The following is an 18,927-nucleotide window of genomic DNA, read 5'->3' on the forward strand; positions in this document are numbered from 1 at the left end:
GCGCCCCCCTGCCTGTCATGCGCGCATCCACCAACAATCAATGGCATCCAGCACGATGTGGATGATCAGCCCGATCCCGAACAGGCGCGTCTTCTTCGGTACGCACAGCCCCGCATACACCGCGATCGCCGGGGCGGTGTGCAGTGGATGGAACCCGATGCTGCAGCGGTTCGGGGCGTAGATCGGATCGGCCAGCAGGTGGTCCAGATCGATGATCCAGCCCAGCAGCATCAGCACCCAGGCGGACAGGAAGCGCTTGCGCCAGAACATCCACGCCAGCAGCGCAGGGACGGCCGCATGCAGGAACAGATGAAAGATCGCGCGGGCGCTCATGCCGGTGTCGGGTGCCTTGGAAAGACCGCCGGGCAATGCCCGGCGCTATGGACAGCCGGGTGCGGCCCGTAGGCCGTCACCCGTCAACGCTGGCTTACGTCAGCGGCTCGTCGGACAGGTAGGTGTAGCCGGTCAGGCCGGCCTCCAGTGCCTCGGACAGTTCCTGCGCGCGCTCGGGCGACAGCTTCGCCGCCGCCACGCGCTCGGCATAGCTCGCCCGCAGATCGGCCAGGCTGTAGCCCACGTAGTCGAGCATCACATCGGTGGTGTCACCGCGGCGCTGCTGGGTAATCGCGTAGCCATCGGCATCGGCCAGCACTTCCACCGCATCCGTGTCGCCGAACAGATTGTGGATGTCGCCCAGGATTTCCTGGTACGCACCGACCATGAAGAACGCGATGCGGTAGCTTTCGCCCGACTTCAGCGCATGCAGCGGCAGCGAGGTGTCCAGGCTCTCGTTCTCGACATAGGTTTTCACCATGCCGTCCGAATCGCAGGTCATGTCCGCGATGATGCCGCGGCGCTCGGGCTGCTCGTTCAGGCGCTCGATCGGCACGATCGGGAACACCTGGTCGATCGCCCACGCATCGGGAATCGATTCGAACACGCTGAAGTTGACGAAGTACTTGTCCACCAGGCGTTCGTTCAACTCGTCCAGCGCCGGGCGATGGCTCTTCTCGTCATAGCTCAGGCGGGCACGCACGGCATGGGCGATGGCGTAGAACAGGTCATCGATGCGGGCGCGCTGCGGCAGGTCGATCTGGCCCAGGGCATAGCTGGCAAGGCCTTCGGCATGGAAATGCTGCGCTTCCTGGAACAGCTCCACCGCCGGACGCTCATCGAGCTCGGCATGGATCTCGCGCAGGTGGCGGATCGCCGCCGGCTCGTCGTCGTGCTGGTCCGGCACGCGGCCTTCCTGCGCCTCTTCCACTTCGGAAACGTTGGCGATCAGCACCGCGTGGTGCGCGGTCATTGCGCGGCCGCACTCGGTGACGATCCGCGGCGGGGTCAGGCCATGTTCTTCGCAGGCATTGGCCAGCGGCTGCACGATGTTGCTGGCGTAGGAGTTCAGGCCGTAGTTGATCGAGCAGAAGCTGCGCGAGCGGGTGCCTTCGTAATCCACGCCCAAGCCACCGCCGACGTCCACGTGGGTGATCTTCGCGCCCAGGCGCGAGAGCTCCACGAAGTAGCGGGTGGCTTCGCGCATGCCGTTGGCGATGTCACGCACGTTGGAGATCTGCGAGCCCATGTGGAAATGCAGCAGGCTCAGGCAGTCGGCATACTCGGTATCGCGCAGCGACTTCCACAGGTCCAGCAGCTGGCGCGGCGAGAGACCGAACTTGGCCTTGTCGCCACCGCTGTTCTGCCACTTGCCCGCGCCCAGCGAGGCCAGACGCATGCGCACGCCCAGGCCCGGCTTCACGTCCAGCGCCTTGGATTCCTCCAGCACCAGCTTCAGCTCGGAGGGCTTCTCGATCACGATGAAGGTCTGCAGGCCCAGCTTGCGGCCGATCAGGGCCAGGCGGATGTACTCGCGGTCCTTGTAGCCGTTGCAGACGATCAGGCCACCCGGGCGCGACAGCGCCAGCACGGCCATCAGCTCGGGCTTGCTGCCTGCTTCCAGGCCGAAGCCCTCGCCGTGGTGGCTGGCCAGGGTGCCGGCCACGCCACGGTGCTGGTTGACCTTGATCGGGTACACGGCGGTGTAGCCGCCCGGGTACTCCCAATCGGCCTGGGCCTGCGCGAACGCGGCCTGCAGCTTGCCCAGGCGCTGGCCCAGGATGTCCGGGAAGCGCACCAGCAGCGGCAGCTTGGCGCCGGCCTCGCGGGCGGCGTCGACGATCTTGGGCAAGGACACCACCGGGCCGTCCTGGCCAGTCGGTCTCACCACCATGTGTCCTGCCTGATCCACGTCGAAGTAACCATCCGCCCAATGCGGAATCGAGTAGGTCTTGCGGGCTTGGTCGAGGGACCAATCGGTCATTTCAGTGGGCCTGGTTGGTAAAAAAGGGGGTGCATGATAACGCCTATGTGGCGACAGCTCCGTTATCATGCGCGCCCGCGCCCGTGCTCAGGCTTGAAACCTGAACGGGCCAACCCGTCCGGACGTGGCTTGCGCCACGCGGCACCGCCGCCAGCCCGGCTCCACCACCCTTCCGAACAGGACTGCTATTCCATGACTGACAACAACAACTGGTACATCGAGCACTTCGAGCGCACCGGCTCGGCCATCGGCTACCGCCTGACCGGCAAGCTGGACGAAGTGCAGTCGCCGTTCCAGAAGATCGAGATCTTCGCGACCACCGACTGGGGCAACCTGATGACCATCGATGGCGCCATCATGCTGACCAGCAAGGACAACTTCTTCTACCACGAGATGATCAGCCACCCGGTGCTGTTCACCCACGCCGCGCCCAAGCGCGTGGTGATCATCGGCGGCGGCGACTGCGGCACCCTGCGCGAAGTGCTCAAGCACCAGGGCGTGGAGAGCGTGACCCAGTGCGACATCGATGAGCAGGTCACCGTGATGGCCCGCAAGCACTTCCCGGAGCTGTGCGATTCCAATGACGACCCGCGCGCCGAGCTGATGTTCGACGACGGCGTGGCCTACATGGCCAACTGCCCGGCCGGCAGCGTGGACGTGGTGATCGTGGATTCGACCGATCCGGTCGGCCCCGGCGAAGGCCTGTTCAACAAGGCGTTCTACGAGAGCTGCTTCAAGGCCCTGAAGGACGACGGCATCCTGGTGCAGCAGTCCGAGTCGCCGCTGATGCAGCTGGACCTGATCAACGAAATGCGCACCGAGATGGGCAAGGCCGGCTTCGGTTCGTTCAAAACCCTGCCGTTCCCGCAGCCGTGCTACCCGACCGGCTGGTGGAGCGTCACCCTGGCCCGCAAGGGCGAGAGCAGCTTCGACTTCCGCCAGGCCGATTCGGCTGGCAAGGCGTTCGAGACGCTGTACTACACCGCCGCGCTGCACACCGGCGTGCTGGTGACCCCGCCGTTCGTGGCGGCGGCCCTGAAGGGCTGACCGGAGGCGTGCCGACCCACGGTCGGCACCTACCGGGAGGTGATGCGGCAACAAAAAACCCGCGCTGGCAGCAGCGCGGGTTTTTTGTTACTCAGATCGCCCAGATACCCGCAATCACCGCCACCACCAGGCCCCACTTGATCACCTGGTAGGCCACCACGCTGCGCTCGCGCAGCGCCTTGGCCTTCAGGCGCACCTTGTAGACGCTGCCGAAGGCCTTGTTGACGCCACCGGTCGGGTCACCCGGCAGGTTCGGCGAGGCACCACCAGCCAGCAGCGTGGAGGCCACCGCGCGGTTGAACAGGCCCGGCAGGCCGAAGCGCAGCGGGCGGGCGATATCGCAGAACAGGATCACGCGGTCATCCGGCGTCTCGTTGTGCGCGTGGTGGATGTAGGTTTCATCGAACATCATCCACTCGCCATCGCGCCAGCTTTTCTTGATGCCGTCCACTTCGATATAGCAGGCGTCATCGTTCGGCGTGGCCAGGCCCAGGTGCAGGCGCAGCGAGCCGGCGAAGGGATCGCGGTGCGGGCGCAGTTCGCTGCCCGAGGGCAGCTGGGCGAACATCGCCGCGCGCACGTCCGGCAGTGATTCCAGCAGCGCGGTGGTCTTCGGGCACAGCGCCTTGGCCGAGGGGTGCGAGGGGCCGTACCATTTCAGGTAGAAGCGCTTCCAGCCGCGGCGGAAGAACGAATTGAAGCCCGCATCGTTGAACGTGCTGGAGGCAGCGATCTTGTCGGCATCGCGCAGGGCCAGCGCTTCGTCGCGGATCATCTGCCAGTTCTGGCGCAACGGCTCGAGCTGCGGGAATTCCTTGCCCGGGTCCAGGAAGGGCGTGGTCGGCACCTTCGAGAACGCATACATGATCACGTTGATCGGGGCCATGAAGCTGGAGTGGTCCAGCAGCTGGCGCGACCAGCGCGCGCGCACCTTGCCGCGGTAATGGATGTACAGCACGCAGGCGATGAACAGCCCTGCCAGCACGATCTTGATCATCAGTCTTCCTCCGGCACAGCCGGACCCGAAATGGTGGGGGCGATGCACGGAAGTGACCGGCACCGATACGGCGGCAGAGGGCGGGGACGTGCCGGAGAGGGGCGGCCGCCGATGTCGCGAACAACAGCATATGGTCCGCAGCGCCTGCGTCGCGGTCAAGCACGGGCTGGGCGATGTTCAGCGCCGGGTGACCCATGCAACCGCCTGCTGCGTTGGACGCACGGCAGCGTTGCCTGCCCCGCACTCCCCGGTGATCGCTGGCAACCCGCTGATATAGAACGAAATTATTCCAAACGATACAAGATTGTCCGCTTCAGCGTGACGAACTGTTCCACGCCGGGCGACGACATTTCTCCGACATCATCTGGATTCGTGTACTGGCGAGTACTAAAATTAACGAAATCTTTAGTTCCCCACCATAAGCAGCACCGGTACGCCTGACGCATTGCGCCGACCGCCGGGTCGCACAGACCCCTATGAACACAATCGTTGCCTCGTGTGTCGATGACACCGCCCCCGCCGAGCTGCTCAAGCGCGGCGAACGCCTCCTGGAACCCGACGTCTACCGGACCTGCCTCAACGGGCAGCCAGCCGTGGTCAAGGATTACACCCGTTACCGCGGCACCCCGCTGTCGCCGATCGCGCGCCTGCTGGTCCGCCGCGAAGCGCGCATCCTGCAGCGCCTGAGTGGCTGGAAGCATGCGCCGGCCCTGCTTGGCACCATCGGTGGCCTCGCCCTGGGCATGGAATTCATTCCCGGCCAGACCCTCAGCGCGGCCCAGTCGGTCGGCATCGAGGTCTTCGAGCAGCTGCAGTACGCCCTGACCCGCCTGCATGCCGCCGGCATCACCCACAACGATCTGCATGGCACCAACGTGATGGTCAGCGGGGGCGTGCCGGTGCTGGTGGACTTCACCTCGGCCTGGCGCAGCCCGCGCTGGCTGCCGGTGCACCCGGTCTCGCGCCAGCTGCGCCGCAGCGACATGAAGAACCTGCTGAAGATGCGCCAGCGCCTGACCGGCGAGCGCCCCAGCGCCTCCGAGGCCGCCCAGGTGGCCGACCCGCGCTGGGTGGCCGGCGTACGCGTAGCCTGGAAGCGCTTCTACCGCTGGTTCAAGGGCCACGCCTGACAGCGCTTGCCCATGCGCCCATGGGCAAGCCGGCGTGCGTTACAGCGCGTCGGCGTCCAGTTCACCGGTGCGGATGCGCACCACGCTGCCCAGGTCGTACACGAACACCTTGCCATCGCCGATCTTGCCGGTGCCCGCGGCCTTGACGATGGCTTCCACCACCTCCTCGACCTGGCTGTCGGTGACGGCCACCTCGATCTTCACCTTGGGCAGGAAATCGACCACGTATTCCGCCCCGCGATAGAGCTCGGTGTGGCCTTTCTGCCGCCCGAAGCCCTTGACCTCGGTGACCGTGATCCCGGTGACGCCGCGCTCGGCCAGCGCTTCGCGCACGTCGTCGAGCTTGAACGGCTTGACCACCGCCATGACCATCTTCATCCGTCTGCACTCCTGTCTCTCAGGCTGCGAGGATAACGCCTGTCCGCCGGTGAACGCGATGCGCGCGGTCAGTGCCGCCGGCAGCGTGGCGGCTTATCCTTGGCGCATACCCCGCGGAGCCGCACCATGATCGACCTCAACCACCTTGATGACCTCGCCCGCCGCCTGAGCGACATGGTCCCCCCGGGCCTGCGCCAGTCGCGCGAAGAACTGCAGGCCACCTTCAAGACCGCGCTGCAGGCCGGGCTGGGCAAGCTGGACCTGGTGACCCGCGAGGAGTTCGACGTGCAGCGTGCCGTGCTGCTGCGCACCCGCGAGAAGCTGGAGGCGCTGGAGAAGACGGTGGCCGAGCTGGAAGCACGTGGCGGGTCGGCTGCGCCGCGCGAGTAAGCCGGGCTTGCGCTGACGCACGTCAGGCATCCTGCAGCACGAACCGCTCGATCGCCAGCGCCACGCCGTCCTCGGCGTTGGTCGCCGTCTCGAAGCGCGCGGTCTGCTTGACCGCCGGAATCGCGTTGCCCATGGCGACGCTGGTCCCGGCGAACTGCAGCATGGTCAGGTCGTTCTCCTGATCGCCCACGGCCATCACGTTGGCCCGGTCCACGCCCAGATGGGCGGCCAGCTTCTCCAGGCTTGGCCCCTTCCCTGCCCGGTGGTCGAACACCTCGAGGAAGAACGGCGCGCTCTTGAGCACCGCGAAGCGGTCGGTCAGTTCCGAGGGCAGGCGCTGGATCGCAGCATCCAGCACGGCGGGTTCGTCGATCATCATCAGTTTGATGAACTGCATGGCCGGGTCCATCTCCTCGACCCGGCGATACGACAGTGGCACGTTCGACAGGTGCGAATCGGCCACGGTGTAGTGGCTGATGTCCTGGTTGGGCGTGTACATGCGCCGGCCATCGAGCGCCTGGAAGTGGATGCCCAGCTCGCGCGAAATCCGCTCGCAGAAGATGAAATCATCGAAGCTCAGCGGAAACTCGACCACGCGCTGGCCGCTGCCGATGTTCTGCACCAGCGCGCCGTTGCAGGCGATGCAGTAATCCTGCTCGCCCTGGATACCCAGCTGTTGCAGGAACGGCGCCATGCCAGACACCGGGCGACCGCTGGCCAGCACCACCTGCACGCCCTGCGCGCGGGCGCGGGCGATGGCCTGCATGACCCGGGGCGTGAGCGTGTGGGCGGGATCGAGCAGGGTCCCGTCCATGTCGATGGCGACCAGTTCGATGGGGCCGGAGCGGTGGTGCATATCCATGGTGTTCGACGGCGTGGTGCGTGGGGGCATCCAGTCTAGCGGCAGTACCGGATGCGGTGGCGGTGCTTGCCTACCCCGTGGCGCGGCAAGCGCTGATGGATGGGGTTATCCATGTGCTGCCATTGTGTTCGGCATGCCGCAGACCCCGGAAACAACCGCATGAGCCTCGCGCTGGTGCACAGCCGTGCCCGCGCCGGTGTAAAAGCCCCCGCCGTGCGCATCGAGGTATTCCTGTCCGGCGGGTTGCCGCACACCCAGATCGTCGGGCTGCCCGCTGCCGCCGTGCGGGAATCGCGCGACCGCGTGCGCGCCGCGCTGATCTGCGCGCGGTTCGAGTTTCCGCAGCGGCGGATCACCATCAATCTGGCTCCCGCTGATCTGCCCAAGGAGGGTGGCCGATTCGATCTGGCGATCGCGCTCGGCATCCTCGCCGCCAGTGGCCAGATCGATGCGCAATCCCTGAACAAGTACGAATTCCTGGGCGAACTGGCCCTCACCGGCGAGCTGCGCGGTGTCGACGGTGTCCTGCCTGCCGCGATCGCAGCCGCCGGGGACGGCCGGAGCCTGATCGTGGCTGCCGCCAACAGTGAAGAGGCGGCGTTGGCCCAGCATGCCGACGTACGCATCGCCCGGACGCTGCTGGAAGTCTGCAGCGCCCTTGAAAGCGGCACGCTGCCACCGGCTGTGGCCGCCGCCACGGTGCCGGTCAGCATTCCCGACCTGCGCGATGTGCGCGGGCAGCTGCAGGCGCGCCGGGCGCTGGAAGTCGCGGCGGCCGGCGGGCACCACCTGCTGCTGCTCGGCACGCCGGGCTGCGGCAAGACGCTGCTCGCGTCGCGTCTGCCCGGCATCCTGCCCGCGGCCAGCGAGCTCGAGGCCCTGGAAGCGGCGACCATTGCCTCCTGCAGCGGCCAGGGCATTGATGCGGGGCGCTGGCGGCAGCGGCCCTATAGAGCGCCGCACCATACCGCCAGCGCGGTGGCGCTGATCGGCGGCGGCTCGCATCCCAGGCCAGGCGAGATCTCGTTGGCACACAACGGGGTGCTGTTTCTGGATGAGCTGCCCGAATGGAGCCGGCACGCGCTCGAGGTCATGCGCGAGCCGATCGAATCCGGGGTCGCCGTGGTCAGCCGCGCGGCAAGGACGGAGCGCTTTCCCGCGCGGTTCCAGCTGGTTGCGGCGATGAACCCCTGCCCTTGCGGCTGGGCGGGGGATCGCAGTGGCCGCTGTCTCTGCAGCGAAGAGGTCATCCAGCGTTACCGGGGGCGGGTTTCCGGGCCCTTGATGGACCGCATCGACCTGCATGTCGAGGTGCCGCGGCTGGACCCGCGCGAGCTGCGCGATGACGCGCCGCTGGGCGAAGACAGCGCGAGTGTTCGCGCCCGGGTGGTGGCCGCGCGGGACGTGCAGCTGCTGCGCAGCGGAAAGGCCAACGCCCAACTACTGCCGTTCGAGCTGAGCGCGCATTGCCGGTTGTCGCGGGAGGATCAGCAGCTCCTGGAGGATGCCGTGGAGCGACTGCAGCTGTCAGCACGCTCCATGCATCGCATCCTGCGGGTGGCGCGGACGTTGGCGGATCTGGGGCATGCCCAGAACATCGAGACCGCGCATGTGGCGGAGGCGATCGGGTATCGGCAGTTGGATCGGGGTGGCGTCTCCTAGTACTCACCTGTGCTCAAACAAGAAGAGGCTTCCCGGACGATGCAGTGCCGTTGGCAGCATGATTTTGCGACACGCGTGGAACTCCGCCGATTGGGCAACGCTATGATCGATTGTCCTAGATAAACAGGCGTCCGCATGGCGCATCCGAATCCGCGCATCCAGATAGACGTTTCGTATCGACTAACTGAGTACCGACAGCTTTTGCGCGAGGTCATCGCTATGGAACTGGCTACCCAGAATGTGCCGGTAAATCGGGCCCATCCGTGGAACTGGCCAATCGTCCAGAACGCCTTTCTGGCCATCCTCATCCCACCAGTCTTTGCATGGAAGATGCTTCGTGTTGGTCGTTGCCTCTTTGTCTTCAGTGCGGCAGGTATCTCTCGGACCAGCAAAGGCTTGACCGCCTCTCGATCTTGGGACCAGGTCAAAAGCGTCCAGCGGTTGAGTGCGGCGTATGTGATCGAGCTGGTGGAGGGCGGCGCGATGCCTATTCCTTTCCGGGCAATGGACGTGGAGCAGCACCGCGAGTTCGAGCGGCTGGTGGAGTCGGTGCCGTTGGTCATGCTCGGCCCCAGCCTTGATTGACTGCCAGCAGCCTCAGTAGGCCCGTTCCGGCCCCACCGGCACGATCCCCGACGGATTGAGATGCCGATGGCTTCGGTAGTAGTGATGCTTGATGTGCTGGAAATTCACCGTATCCGCCACCTCGGGAATCGCCATCATCCGCGCCACGAACGCATGCAGGCCGGCGAAGTCGGCAATGCGCCGCACGTTGCACTTGAAGTGCACGTAGTACACCGGATCAAAGCGGATCAACGTAGTGAACAGACGGATATCGGCTTCGGTGATGGCATCGCCCACCAGCCACTCGCGTTGCTGAAGGCGCTCGTCCAACCAGGTGAGCGTCTCGAACAACGGCCCAACCGCCTCCTCGTACGCCTGCTGCGTTGACGCAAAGCCCGCTTTGTACACACCGTTGTTGACGGTCGCGTACACACGCTCGTTCACCTGATCGATCTCGGCACGCAGCGCGACCGGGTAGAAGTCACCGGCCTTCGCACCCAGTTGGTCATAGGCGGTGTTGAACATGCGGATGATGTCCGCCGATTCATTGCTGACGATCCTCCCGCGCTCGCGATCCCACAGCACTGGCACGGTCACCTTGCCGGTCATTCCCGGCTTGGCGGCCGCGTACAGTTCATGCAGATAGCGCGCACCGCGTTCAGGCTCCGGCGTCACCTGCGGGCCGGGCTCAAACGTCCAGCCCTGATCACCCATGTGCCAGTTGACCACCGAGACCGGCACCAGATCCTGCAGGCCTTTCAGCGCACGGACGATCAACGTCCGGTGGGCCCATGGGCAGGCGAGACTCACATACAGGCGGAACTGCCCAGGCGCCGCGTTGACGCCAGGCTCGCCATTCGGGCCAGCACTGCCGCCGGCGCTCAGCCAATCGCGGAACGTGGATTCCTCGCGCTTGAAATGACCGTCCTCATCGGCGGCACCCGCCGTGCCTTCCTGCCATGTTCCATCGACCAGCATGCCCATCGCGGGAGTACTCCTCTGATAGTGGTGTGTGGTGAGCCGGTGATGCATCTCGGCGTCTGGAACAACGTTGTAGCAAATGCGCCTGCATTGACTGGTGATAGGCGCATGCAATCGGCATGTGCTTCATCGCGTTCATCGCAGAGGCACACGCATCTGCGGCAGAATGTCGACGTATCTACGCGAGGCCTCCCGCACCATGCGCATCCATCAGATCGATCTCCCTGTGTCCGATGTCGCCGCCACGGTGGCGTACTTCCGCGATGAACTTCAGCTGCCGGTCGAGGGCTCAGCCGTGCGCATCGGCTGGAGCACCCTGCAGTTGCAACCCGCAGGATCGAACCCGGTCGGCGGTGTGCACTTGGCGTTCAACGTGCCCGCCAATCGCTTCGAGGCGGCCACCGACTGGCTCAAAGCACGCGCCACCCTGCAGCGCGATCTGAAAGGCCATGACCACTTCACCTTCGATGGCCGCTGGGATTCCGAATCGATCTATTTCACCGGGCCGGATGGCCTGATCCTGGAATTGATCGCGCGGCGACGCTTGCCTGCGGGCGAGTGCCAGGGCGGGTTCCACGGCAGCGAGATAACCTGCATCAGCGAGGTCGGCCTGCCCGCTGAACACGTCGGTGAAGTGCAGGCAAACGCACAGAACGCCTTCGGGCTGGCCCCGCTGTCACAGCCCACGCCGCACTTCGCACCACTGGGCGATGACGAAGGCCTGTTGATCGTGGTCGATGCCACCCGCCGCTGGTTCCCCGAGCAGAAGGTGCTGCCGAATGCGCGCGGCATCCGCGTGGTGCTGCATGACGTGGTGCCGGGCGCGATGGTCGAAGACGCAGCACTGGGCTGGCACCTGCGCTCGGCCTGAGCAGGCCCGGACGAACGAAGCCCCGCCGGAGCGGGGCTTCAGTTCACACAACAGCCGGCTGGGTTCACTCTTCCTCGTCCTGCTGGCCGCCCTGCTGCTGGTTCTGGTTGCGCTGCTGCTGTTCCTGCTGCTGTTGCTGCTGCTGGCCGCGACCACCTTCCTGCTGCTCACCGCGCTGATTCGGGTTCTGCTGGTTCTGCTGAGCCATCTCGATTCTCCGGTTGCCGCAAACGGAATGTCGCGGTCCGGGCCATCCTCTGCAGCGCGAGGTTAACGACGTGTGGGGGTTTGTATACGAATTCGTCAACGTCTCCCCGCCAACGTTTTCAACGAGTGCAGACCCCATGCCGCAGTAGGCGTTGACCCGCATATGAACGGTTCGAATTCCCTTATTCCGCTTCCCACAGAACTCCTCGTCGTGCGACTGAACAGGGCATCGCTGAGCCAACGTCTACAGATGACGCGCAGATGACGATCACGGCATCACCGGCGGCACGTAGGTCAGCGTCATGCCGAGCAGCCACAGCAGGCCGAGCACCAGCGGGATGTGCACCAGCAGCTGGATGAAGGTGAAGCCGACGATGTCGCGCGCCTTCAGGCCGAGCACGCCCAGCAGCGGCAGCATCCAGAACGGGTTGATCAGGTTCGGCAGCGCCTCGGCCGCGTTGTAGACCTGTACTGCCCACCCCAGATGGGCCTTCAGTTCGTTGGCCGCCTGCATCACGTACGGCGCTTCGATGATCCACTTGCCGCCACCGGAGGGCACGAAGAAGCCGAGCACGGCCGAGTACACGCCCATCACCAGCGCGAAGGTGTCGGTGGTGGCGATATGCACGAACAGGGTGGAGAGCCGATGCGCGAGGGTCTCATCGCCACTGCCGGTGGCGTGGGTGAGGATCATCGCGATGCCGCCATACAGCGGGAACTGGATCAGCACGCCGGTGGTGCTGGGGACGGCCTTGGCCACGGCGTTGAGGAAGCTGCGCGGGCGCCAGTGCAGCAGCAGGCCAAGCGAGATGAACAGGAAGTTGTAGGTGTTGAGGTTGGCGATGGCGGTCACCACCGGCTTGCTGGCGAACTCGCCGAACAGCCAGCCGAACGCGAGCAGCGAGAGCAGCACGGTGAGCAGCGGGCTGTACTCCAGCCACTCGCCGGGGCGGGTGCGCGGCGGCAGCGGCTCGGCTTCGGCGCGGGCGGCGCCTTCGAAGTCCTTGGCAGTGCGCGCGGAGGCGGCGCCGGGGGCGGTCAGCCAGGCGATCAGCAGCGAGACCAGGATCAGCGCGGCGGTCAGCGCGATCGACTGCCACAGGAAGATGGTTTCGGTGAAGGGCAGCACGCCGGTGATCTCGACCAGGCCGGGCGGCATGCTGGCCGGGTTGGCCTGCAGCTGGGCGGCCGAGGAGCTCAGCCCCATCGCCCAGACCGCGCCAAGGCCGAGATACGCCGAGGCGCCGGCGGCGCGGTAGTCCATGTGGAGTGCTTCGCGGCGGGCCAGCGCGCGGACCAGCAGTCCACCGAACACCAGCGAGAAGCCCCAGCTCAGCAGCGAGGCGAGCATGCTGATCAGACCGACATAAACCACCGCGCCACGGCCGGTCTTGGGGACGCGGGCCAGCAGATCGATGAAACGCGCGACGATCGGCGCGGTGGCGACGGCGTAGCCGCCGATGACCACGAAGGCCATCTGCATGGTGAAGGGGATCAGGCTCCAGAAGCCCTCGCCGAATGCCGTGGCGGTGGCCTGCGGGGTGGCGCCGAAGCCCATCGCGGCGGCGGCGACGATGACCACGCCGAGCACCGCGAACACGTACGCATCAGGGAACCACTTTTCCGCCCAGGCGGCTGAGCGCAGTGCCGCGCGCGCCATCCAGCCGTCCTGCACCACCGTCGACGTGTTCATTGCCCCTACCCTCCCCGACCATTCGATGGGAGGGATTCTGGGCGCTGGCCACGGCGCTGTCAGTCGCCTAATGGTCGTAGTGCGCGTTACCGGTAGCACCCGACCGTTGGTCGGGTCGCCCCTCAGCGCAGCGCCAGCGACACCGCGATGCCGGCGAACAGCGCCGCCCCGACCCAGTTGTTGTGCAGGAAGGCCTTGAAGCACGGGTCACGCTCGCGCTTGCGGGCGATCCAGAACTCGTAGGCGATCAGCCCGGCGGCCACGCCGACGCCCAGGCCGTAATAGAACGCCAGCCCGGCGCGCAGGCCGACCAGCGCCATCGTGCCCAGGAACAGCGCATAGAGGATGCCCTGGATGACCAGGTCCAGATCGCCGAACAGGATCGCGGTGGAGTGCGAGCCCATTTTCAGGTCGTCATCGCGGTCGACCATGGCGTACCAGGTGTCGTACGCGGTGGACCACAGGATGTTGGCGCCGTACAGCAGCCAGCCGATCACCGGCACCTCGCCCTGCACCGCGGCGAAGGCCATCGGGATGCCCCAGCCGAAGGCCATGCCCAGGTACACCTGCGGCAGGTGGGTGTAGCGCTTCAGGTAGGGGTAGCTGGCGGCCAGGAACACGCCGATGAAGCTCATGCCGATGGTGAGCCAGTTCAGGGTCAACACCAGCGCGAAGGCGACGATCATCAGCCCGGCGAACAGGGCCAGCGCCTCGCGGCCGGAGACGGCGCCGCTGGCCAGCGGGCGGTCCTTGGTGCGCTTGACGTGCGGGTCCAGCCAGCGGTCGGCGTAGTCGTTGATCACGCAGCCGGCCGAGCGGGTCAGCCAGACGCCGGCGGTGAACACGAACAGCGTCCACAGCGGGGGCAGCCCGCCGGAGGCCAGCCACAGCGCCCACCAGGTGGGCCAGAGCAGCAGCAGGGTGCCGATCGGGCGGTCGGCGCGCATCAACTTCCAGTAGTGCCGCCAGCGCGACGGGGGCGCCGCCTCGGGCGCTTCAAAACGTTCGTAAGCCATCGGTAAAGGATACCGCCTGGGCTGGCCGGGCGCGCCGTCGCCCGGTGCATCGATGCAGGGGGCAGACCTGCGCGGCGTTTACGGATAGAATGCTCCTCCCGCGCCGCTTCGGCGGTCCGTGGCCCCATCAGGCGGCCCGGCGGGATGCAGGATACAACGCGCTCGTAGCTCAGCCGGATAGAGTAGTGGCTTCCGAAGCCATTGGTCGGGGGTTCGAATCCCTCCGGGCGCACCATCCTTGCCACGCTTCCCCGTGTTCATTGCTTTGCCTGCGCTGATCGCCCAGGCTGGGCCGCGCCATCAGCTGGCCGACCGGGTCAATGCGCGCACGGAATGGCCGGTACGCATCGGTACCGGCCGTTGAACGTCAACCTTCCTCAGTACGTCCCATCAAACGCAAAGATCGGCTTGCGCTGCTTCCACAGCCCGGCGGTGAAATCCGGGAATTCCAACGTCTGGAAACTGTTGGCGATCGACTGCTCGGACAGCGGCGTGATCGCGCTCCAGGTGACCGCGTCGTAGATGTCGATCGGCATCGGTGCCCGGGCCTTGAGCGCCTCCACGAAGGCATGGATGACGAACCAGTCCATACCACCGTGGCCGGCGCTGGCGGCGGTGTCGGCGTGCTGCTTCCACAGCGGGTGCTCGTACTGGTCCTGGTAGGCCTGGAACGGTTCCCACTTGTGCGGCGGGCTGCGACCTTCGATATGGATGGACTGGTTCACGTCCATCCACAGGCCCTTGGTGCCCTGCACACGGAAGCCCATCGAGTACGGCCGCGGCAGCGAGGTGTCGTGCTGCAGCAGGATGGTCTCGCCGTTCTCGCAGGCCAGCGTGGTGGTGACGATGTCGCCGAGCTTGAAGTTCACCTTGGTGCTGGGGTGGGTGGTGCCGCCGCTCTTGGCCACGGTGTACTCATGCAGACCGCGCGCCTTGCTGGCGAAGGCGTTGATGTGGGTGAAGCGGTTGCCGCGGTTGATGCCGGTGTACATCGCACACGGGCCAATGCCGTGGCTGGGGTACAGCTCACCGTTGCGCTGCACCGAATGTTCGGTGCGCCAGCGCGCCTCGGACCAGCCCTTGGCACCGAATTCCACGCCGCTGTCATAGGGCTGGCTCGGATCGCCGGAGTTGAACTTCACGCCCCGCAGGTCGTGCTGGTAGCCGCCCTGCAGATGCACGAGCTCGCCGAACAGGCCTTGCCGCACCATCTGCAGCGCGGCCATCACGTCGCGGCGATAGCAGACGTTTTCCAGCAGCATGTAGGGGGTGCCGGTGGACAGCTGGGTCTTGAGCACATCCCAGTGGTCCTGCAGGGTAATGCCGGCGACCACTTCGCAGCCCACCGCGACCTTGGCCTGCATGGCCGCGATCGCCATCGGCGCGTGGTATTCCCACGGCGTGGCGATGACCACCCCGTCCAGCCCGCGCTGCTCGATCAGCCGCTTCCACGCGTTGACATCGCCATCCTGGCCATAGGCCTTGGGCGCAGGCTTGCCAGCCTTGGCGACCATGTCCATGCCGCGCTTGAGCATGATCGGCTCGATGTCGCACAGGGCGACCACCTCCACGTCATCGCGGCGGACCAGTTCTTTCAGCAGCACCTGGCCGCGCATGCCGGTGCCGATCAGGCCCAGCCGCACCTTGCGTGCGCGGGCCCAGGCGGGTGTGTTCGGCAGCAGGCTGCTGGCGGCGACGGCCGCGCTGGCGGCGATGAATTCTCTGCGTTTCATGGACAGTACCTCGTGTGAAGATCGCGCCGGCCGGGACCGGCGCGAGGGATGCATCAGAATTTGTAGCCCACGGTCAGACTGTAGCCGCGACCGAAGATGGTGGCGTAATCGCTGGAGTCGCCCAGGAAGCTGTTCGGGTCATAGAACGGCAGACGGTCGAACAGATTCTTGATGGTGAAGCCCACGTTCCAGTGCTCGTCCGGGCGCCAGGCCACGCTCAGGTTGGCGGTCCACCACGACGGCGCACCATCGCACTTGCTCTGCTCCACCGGCAGGTAGCCGGCGGTGCAGGTCTGCGGGTTGTTGTCTTCCTCGTCGATCTGCTGCAGCGCCCACTTGGTGCCGCCCACGTAGTTGACAAAGACGCTGGTGGTGACCTGCTTGTAGCTCCAGTCCGCGTTCAACGTGGCGCGCAGGCGCGGGTTGTTGTAGTAGCCGACCAGGTCGCCGTAGTACCAGCCGCTTTCGTCATCCAGGTAGGAGCGGTTGCGGTTGGCGAGGGTGGCAGCCACGCCGATGTTGAGGTTGCCCCATTCGCCCAGCGAGAAGCGGCTGCGCGCGTCGATGTCGAAGCCGTCGATCAGGGTCTTGCCGCGGTTCTTGTACTGGCCCACCACGCTGGCCACGTTGCCGACGCTGTAACCGGGCAGCGTGCCCGGGCACGCGACGCCGCTGGCCGGATCGGCGCACATCGCCGCCAGCGCCGCCAGGTTGGCGCGGTCGCTGTCGGTGATCGGCGAGCGGGTGGAGGAGATGATGTCTTCATCGCGGGTGAAATCCGGGGCGACGATTTCGTTGCTGCGGTAGATGAACCAGTAATCGGCCGATACCGAGAGCCACTGGGTCGGCTCGTAGACAAAGCCCAGCGTGGTGATCTTGGCCTTTTCCGGCTTCAGGTCCGGGTTCGGCTGGGTCATGCGCGCCACGGTGCGGCTGCAATCGGTGTTGAGCAGGGTCTTGCCCAGGTCGACATCGCCACCGCGCTGTGACCGCAACAGCAGGTTGGCGATCGCGTTGGTCTCGTTGCAGCGCACCTCGTCGCGGTAACCGCCCAGCTGGGCGAACACGCCGCCGTTGCCGGACTCGGCCAGGCTGGGTGCGCGGAAGCCGGTGGAGTAGGTACCGCGCAGCATCAGCTGGTCGAACATCTGGTACTTCAGGCCGATCTTCGGGGCCAGGTTGGCGCTGAAGTCCGGGTATTTGTCCACGCGCAGCGCGGCGTCCAGCTCCAGCTTCTCGGTGAGCGGCGCTACCGTCTCGGCGAACAGCGCATAGGTGTTGCGCTTGCCGTCGAACCACGAACCACCCTGCTGGGTGATCAGGCCGTTGGCCGCATCCGGGTTGCCCGGGGTGTAGAAGGTCTCGCGGCTGGCGTTGAAGCCGAAGGCCGCACGTACTTCGCCGGCCGGCATCTGGAACAGCGGGCCTTCGATCTTGCCATCGAGGGTGTGCAGCCGCGTCCAGGACTGGATGTCGAAGGTCGGGAACGCTTCGCGGATCAGCGCGGCATTGGCCTCGCTGATCTCGCCGAACTTGTACGCCGGGTGGTCGGAGATGATGACGCGGCCGGTACCCGGATCGACGGAGTATGGGCCGAAGGCCTTTTCGAAGCCGGCCAGGTTCACGTTGGTGGTCTGGTAGGTGACCGAGTGGCTGCCGGCGGTGGCGAAGGCGGTTTCCCAGTTCCAGTCGCCGATGTCACCGCGCAGCCCGGCCACCACGCGGTAGCTCTGGTCGGTGTTGCGCTGGCCGAAGTGGTTGGCGCCCACGTCCTGCAGCAGATACTGCAGGCCGACCACGCCACCCATCAGCGCTTTCAGTTCGGGCGAGGCGTGGTTGTATTCGTTGTTCGGGCCAAGGTATGGATACAGGAACTGATTGACGGTGGTGCCGGTGTTGCGCGAGAACCAGCTGGTCGGGTTGCCGGTGGTGGTGCCGTAGGCGCGCGGCGTGCCGCCATTGGCGGTCAGGTCGATGTCGGTGTAGGTCGCCTCGGCGAAGGCTTCGGTGCTGTCGCCGATCAGGAAATGCGCGTTGACGTAGGCGGTGTTGCGCTCGGACTTGGCGCCGGCGTCGATCTCGTTGTTCATCCACGTCTCCCAGATACAGCGCGGGCCGGCCGCTTCGCTGGTGAGCACGTTGTTGCAGCCCGGGGCGGCTTCCTGCACGCGGCGGCCGGTGACCGGGTCGAACGCGAAGTAGCTGCCGGGGTTGAACTCACCCGGCTTGCTGCCGGTGCCCAGGCGCAGGTTGGGCAGGTAGTTGGGGTTGTTGACGTAGTACTGGTCGGGCCGCTTGTCGTAGAAATCGCTCAGCGGAATCGCATCGCGCCGGTACAGGTTCACCGAGGCATAGACGTTGTAGCGGTCTTCATCGAGGTCGCCGAAGCCGGCGGTGATGCTGCCCTGGTGCTCGCCGTAGGAGCTGATCCGCGAGGATTTGTCGGTGGTGAGGTTGATCTCCGCACCCTGGTAGGAGCGCTTGGTGATCACGTTGATCACGCCGGCCACCGCGTCGGTGCCGTACACCGCCGAGGCACCGTCGGTCAGCACTTCCATGCGTTCGATCGCCGCGGCGGGGATCGCATCGATGTTGACGAACTGGGTCTGGAAGCCGGCGGGCGCGCCGTAGTAGGACAGCCGACGGCCATTGAGCAGCACCAGCGTGCCCTGCGCGCCGAGGCCACGCAGGTTGGCCTGCGAGGCGCCGTCCGAGCCGGTGAACAGTGAGCGTGCGTCCTGCTGGCCCGGCCGCGCGGCGGGCAGGTTGTCGAGCACCTGCAACAGCGTGCGCGCGCCCATGTTCTCGATGTCCTGCTTGCTGATCACCTGCACCGGCGAGGCGGTTTCCACATCGCTGCGGCGGATGTTGGAGCCGGTTACTTCGATGCGAGACAGCTCGGTGGCGTTGGTATCGGGCGCTGCGTCCTGCGCGCCGGCACTGCCGACCACCGCAACGGCCAGGCCGAGTGCGATGGACAAGGGGGTGGCGGTGATGCGGCGATGGCGATGGCGTTCGGTCAACATCTTGGGCTCCTTGTTCGATCCGCAGCGTGGGGCTGGCGGTGGATGGGTGTGTT

General features: G+C 66.0%; 17 protein-coding genes and 1 tRNA gene. 7 read left to right on the plus strand and 11 right to left on the minus strand.

Annotated elements, in window-relative coordinates; genetic code table 11:
* Positions 1-15: 15 nt before the first annotated feature.
* Together BIZ42_RS08320 and speA are read right to left on the minus strand one after the other, a co-directional pair.
* Positions 16-333, minus strand: coding sequence for a DUF6122 family protein (locus BIZ42_RS08320; protein ID WP_070426137.1), 318 nt, complete (start codon positions 331-333; stop codon positions 16-18).
* A gap of 94 nt (positions 334-427) precedes the next feature.
* On the minus strand, positions 428-2,317 hold the full coding sequence (speA, locus tag BIZ42_RS08325) for an arginine decarboxylase (protein WP_070426138.1): 1,890 nt from the start codon (positions 2,315-2,317) through the stop codon (positions 428-430).
* Between the two features lie 192 nt (positions 2,318-2,509).
* Here speA and speE point away from each other — a divergent pair, with 192 nt between their 5' ends.
* Positions 2,510-3,364, plus strand: a complete 855-nt coding sequence (gene speE / locus BIZ42_RS08330; RefSeq protein WP_070426139.1) for a polyamine aminopropyltransferase — start codon at positions 2,510-2,512, stop codon at positions 3,362-3,364.
* A 91-nt stretch (positions 3,365-3,455) separates the two neighbouring features.
* Here the strand turns inward: speE and BIZ42_RS08335 are convergent, their stop codons facing one another.
* Positions 3,456-4,361 (minus strand): aspartyl/asparaginyl beta-hydroxylase domain-containing protein, encoded by a 906-nt coding sequence (locus BIZ42_RS08335; RefSeq protein ID WP_026070109.1) that lies wholly within the window; start codon positions 4,359-4,361, stop codon positions 3,456-3,458.
* Positions 4,362-4,837: 476 nt separating this feature from the next.
* On the opposite strand from BIZ42_RS08335, the gene BIZ42_RS08340 reads away from it, so the two are divergent.
* A complete protein-coding gene (locus tag BIZ42_RS08340) occupies positions 4,838-5,491 on the plus strand; it encodes an RIO1 family regulatory kinase/ATPase (protein WP_070426140.1) in 654 nt (217 codons plus the stop codon).
* A gap of 39 nt (positions 5,492-5,530) precedes the next feature.
* On the opposite strand, the gene BIZ42_RS08345 is transcribed toward BIZ42_RS08340, so the two are convergent.
* Complete coding sequence (locus BIZ42_RS08345) at positions 5,531-5,869, minus strand: P-II family nitrogen regulator (RefSeq protein WP_019185257.1); 339 nt, start codon at positions 5,867-5,869, stop codon at positions 5,531-5,533.
* Positions 5,870-5,995: 126 nt separating this feature from the next.
* Between BIZ42_RS08345 and BIZ42_RS08350 the strand changes: the two genes are divergently transcribed.
* Entirely contained in the window at positions 5,996-6,259 is a 264-nt protein-coding gene (locus BIZ42_RS08350; protein WP_019185256.1) for an accessory factor UbiK family protein, read from the plus strand.
* A 22-nt stretch (positions 6,260-6,281) separates the two neighbouring features.
* Here the strand turns inward: BIZ42_RS08350 and yidA are convergent, their stop codons facing one another.
* Entirely contained in the window at positions 6,282-7,121 is an 840-nt protein-coding gene (yidA, locus tag BIZ42_RS08355; protein ID WP_070426141.1) for a sugar-phosphatase, read from the minus strand.
* A 159-nt stretch (positions 7,122-7,280) separates the two neighbouring features.
* Between yidA and BIZ42_RS08360 the strand changes: the two genes are divergently transcribed.
* Both BIZ42_RS08360 and BIZ42_RS08365 read left to right on the plus strand, forming a co-directional pair.
* On the plus strand, positions 7,281-8,783 hold the full coding sequence (locus BIZ42_RS08360) for a YifB family Mg chelatase-like AAA ATPase (RefSeq protein ID WP_070426142.1): 1,503 nt from the start codon (positions 7,281-7,283) through the stop codon (positions 8,781-8,783).
* A gap of 135 nt (positions 8,784-8,918) precedes the next feature.
* Positions 8,919-9,368, plus strand: coding sequence for a YcxB family protein (locus tag BIZ42_RS08365; RefSeq protein WP_070426143.1), 450 nt, complete (start codon positions 8,919-8,921; stop codon positions 9,366-9,368).
* A 12-nt stretch (positions 9,369-9,380) separates the two neighbouring features.
* Here the strand turns inward: BIZ42_RS08365 and BIZ42_RS08370 are convergent, their stop codons facing one another.
* The gene (locus BIZ42_RS08370) at positions 9,381-10,331 is read right to left on the minus strand and encodes a glutathione S-transferase family protein (protein WP_070426144.1); all 951 of its coding nucleotides are present in this window, start codon (positions 10,329-10,331) and stop codon (positions 9,381-9,383) included.
* A gap of 196 nt (positions 10,332-10,527) precedes the next feature.
* Between BIZ42_RS08370 and BIZ42_RS08375 the strand changes: the two genes are divergently transcribed.
* Positions 10,528-11,199, plus strand: coding sequence for a VOC family protein (locus BIZ42_RS08375; RefSeq protein WP_070426145.1), 672 nt, complete (start codon positions 10,528-10,530; stop codon positions 11,197-11,199).
* Positions 11,200-11,263: 64 nt separating this feature from the next.
* Here the strand turns inward: BIZ42_RS08375 and BIZ42_RS19690 are convergent, their stop codons facing one another.
* The 3 genes from BIZ42_RS19690 to ubiA all read right to left on the minus strand — a co-directional run bounded on the left by BIZ42_RS19690 (position 11,264) and on the right by ubiA (position 14,115).
* The gene (locus tag BIZ42_RS19690) at positions 11,264-11,407 is read right to left on the minus strand and encodes a hypothetical protein (RefSeq protein ID WP_019185247.1); all 144 of its coding nucleotides are present in this window, start codon (positions 11,405-11,407) and stop codon (positions 11,264-11,266) included.
* Between the two features lie 267 nt (positions 11,408-11,674).
* Positions 11,675-13,099, minus strand: coding sequence for a TIGR00366 family protein (locus tag BIZ42_RS08380; protein WP_019185246.1), 1,425 nt, complete (start codon positions 13,097-13,099; stop codon positions 11,675-11,677).
* A gap of 122 nt (positions 13,100-13,221) precedes the next feature.
* Positions 13,222-14,115: a 4-hydroxybenzoate octaprenyltransferase gene (gene ubiA, locus BIZ42_RS08385; protein WP_070426146.1), complete on the minus strand. Its 894-nt coding sequence runs from the start codon at positions 14,113-14,115 to the stop codon at positions 13,222-13,224.
* 158 nt (positions 14,116-14,273) lie between these two features.
* On the opposite strand from ubiA, the gene BIZ42_RS08390 reads away from it, so the two are divergent.
* Positions 14,274-14,350, plus strand: a tRNA-Arg gene (locus BIZ42_RS08390).
* Positions 14,351-14,492: 142 nt separating this feature from the next.
* Here BIZ42_RS08390 and BIZ42_RS08395 read toward each other — a convergent pair.
* Complete coding sequence (locus tag BIZ42_RS08395; protein WP_019185244.1) at positions 14,493-15,848, minus strand: Gfo/Idh/MocA family oxidoreductase; 1,356 nt, start codon at positions 15,846-15,848, stop codon at positions 14,493-14,495.
* A gap of 53 nt (positions 15,849-15,901) precedes the next feature.
* Positions 15,902-18,874 (minus strand): TonB-dependent receptor, encoded by a 2,973-nt coding sequence (locus BIZ42_RS08400; RefSeq protein WP_070426147.1) that lies wholly within the window; start codon positions 18,872-18,874, stop codon positions 15,902-15,904.
* Between the last annotated feature and the right edge of the window lie 53 nt (positions 18,875-18,927).

The sequence above is a fragment of the Stenotrophomonas sp. LM091 genome (genome assembly GCF_001806305.1).
Taxonomy (GTDB): domain Bacteria; phylum Pseudomonadota; class Gammaproteobacteria; order Xanthomonadales; family Xanthomonadaceae; genus Stenotrophomonas; species Stenotrophomonas bentonitica_A.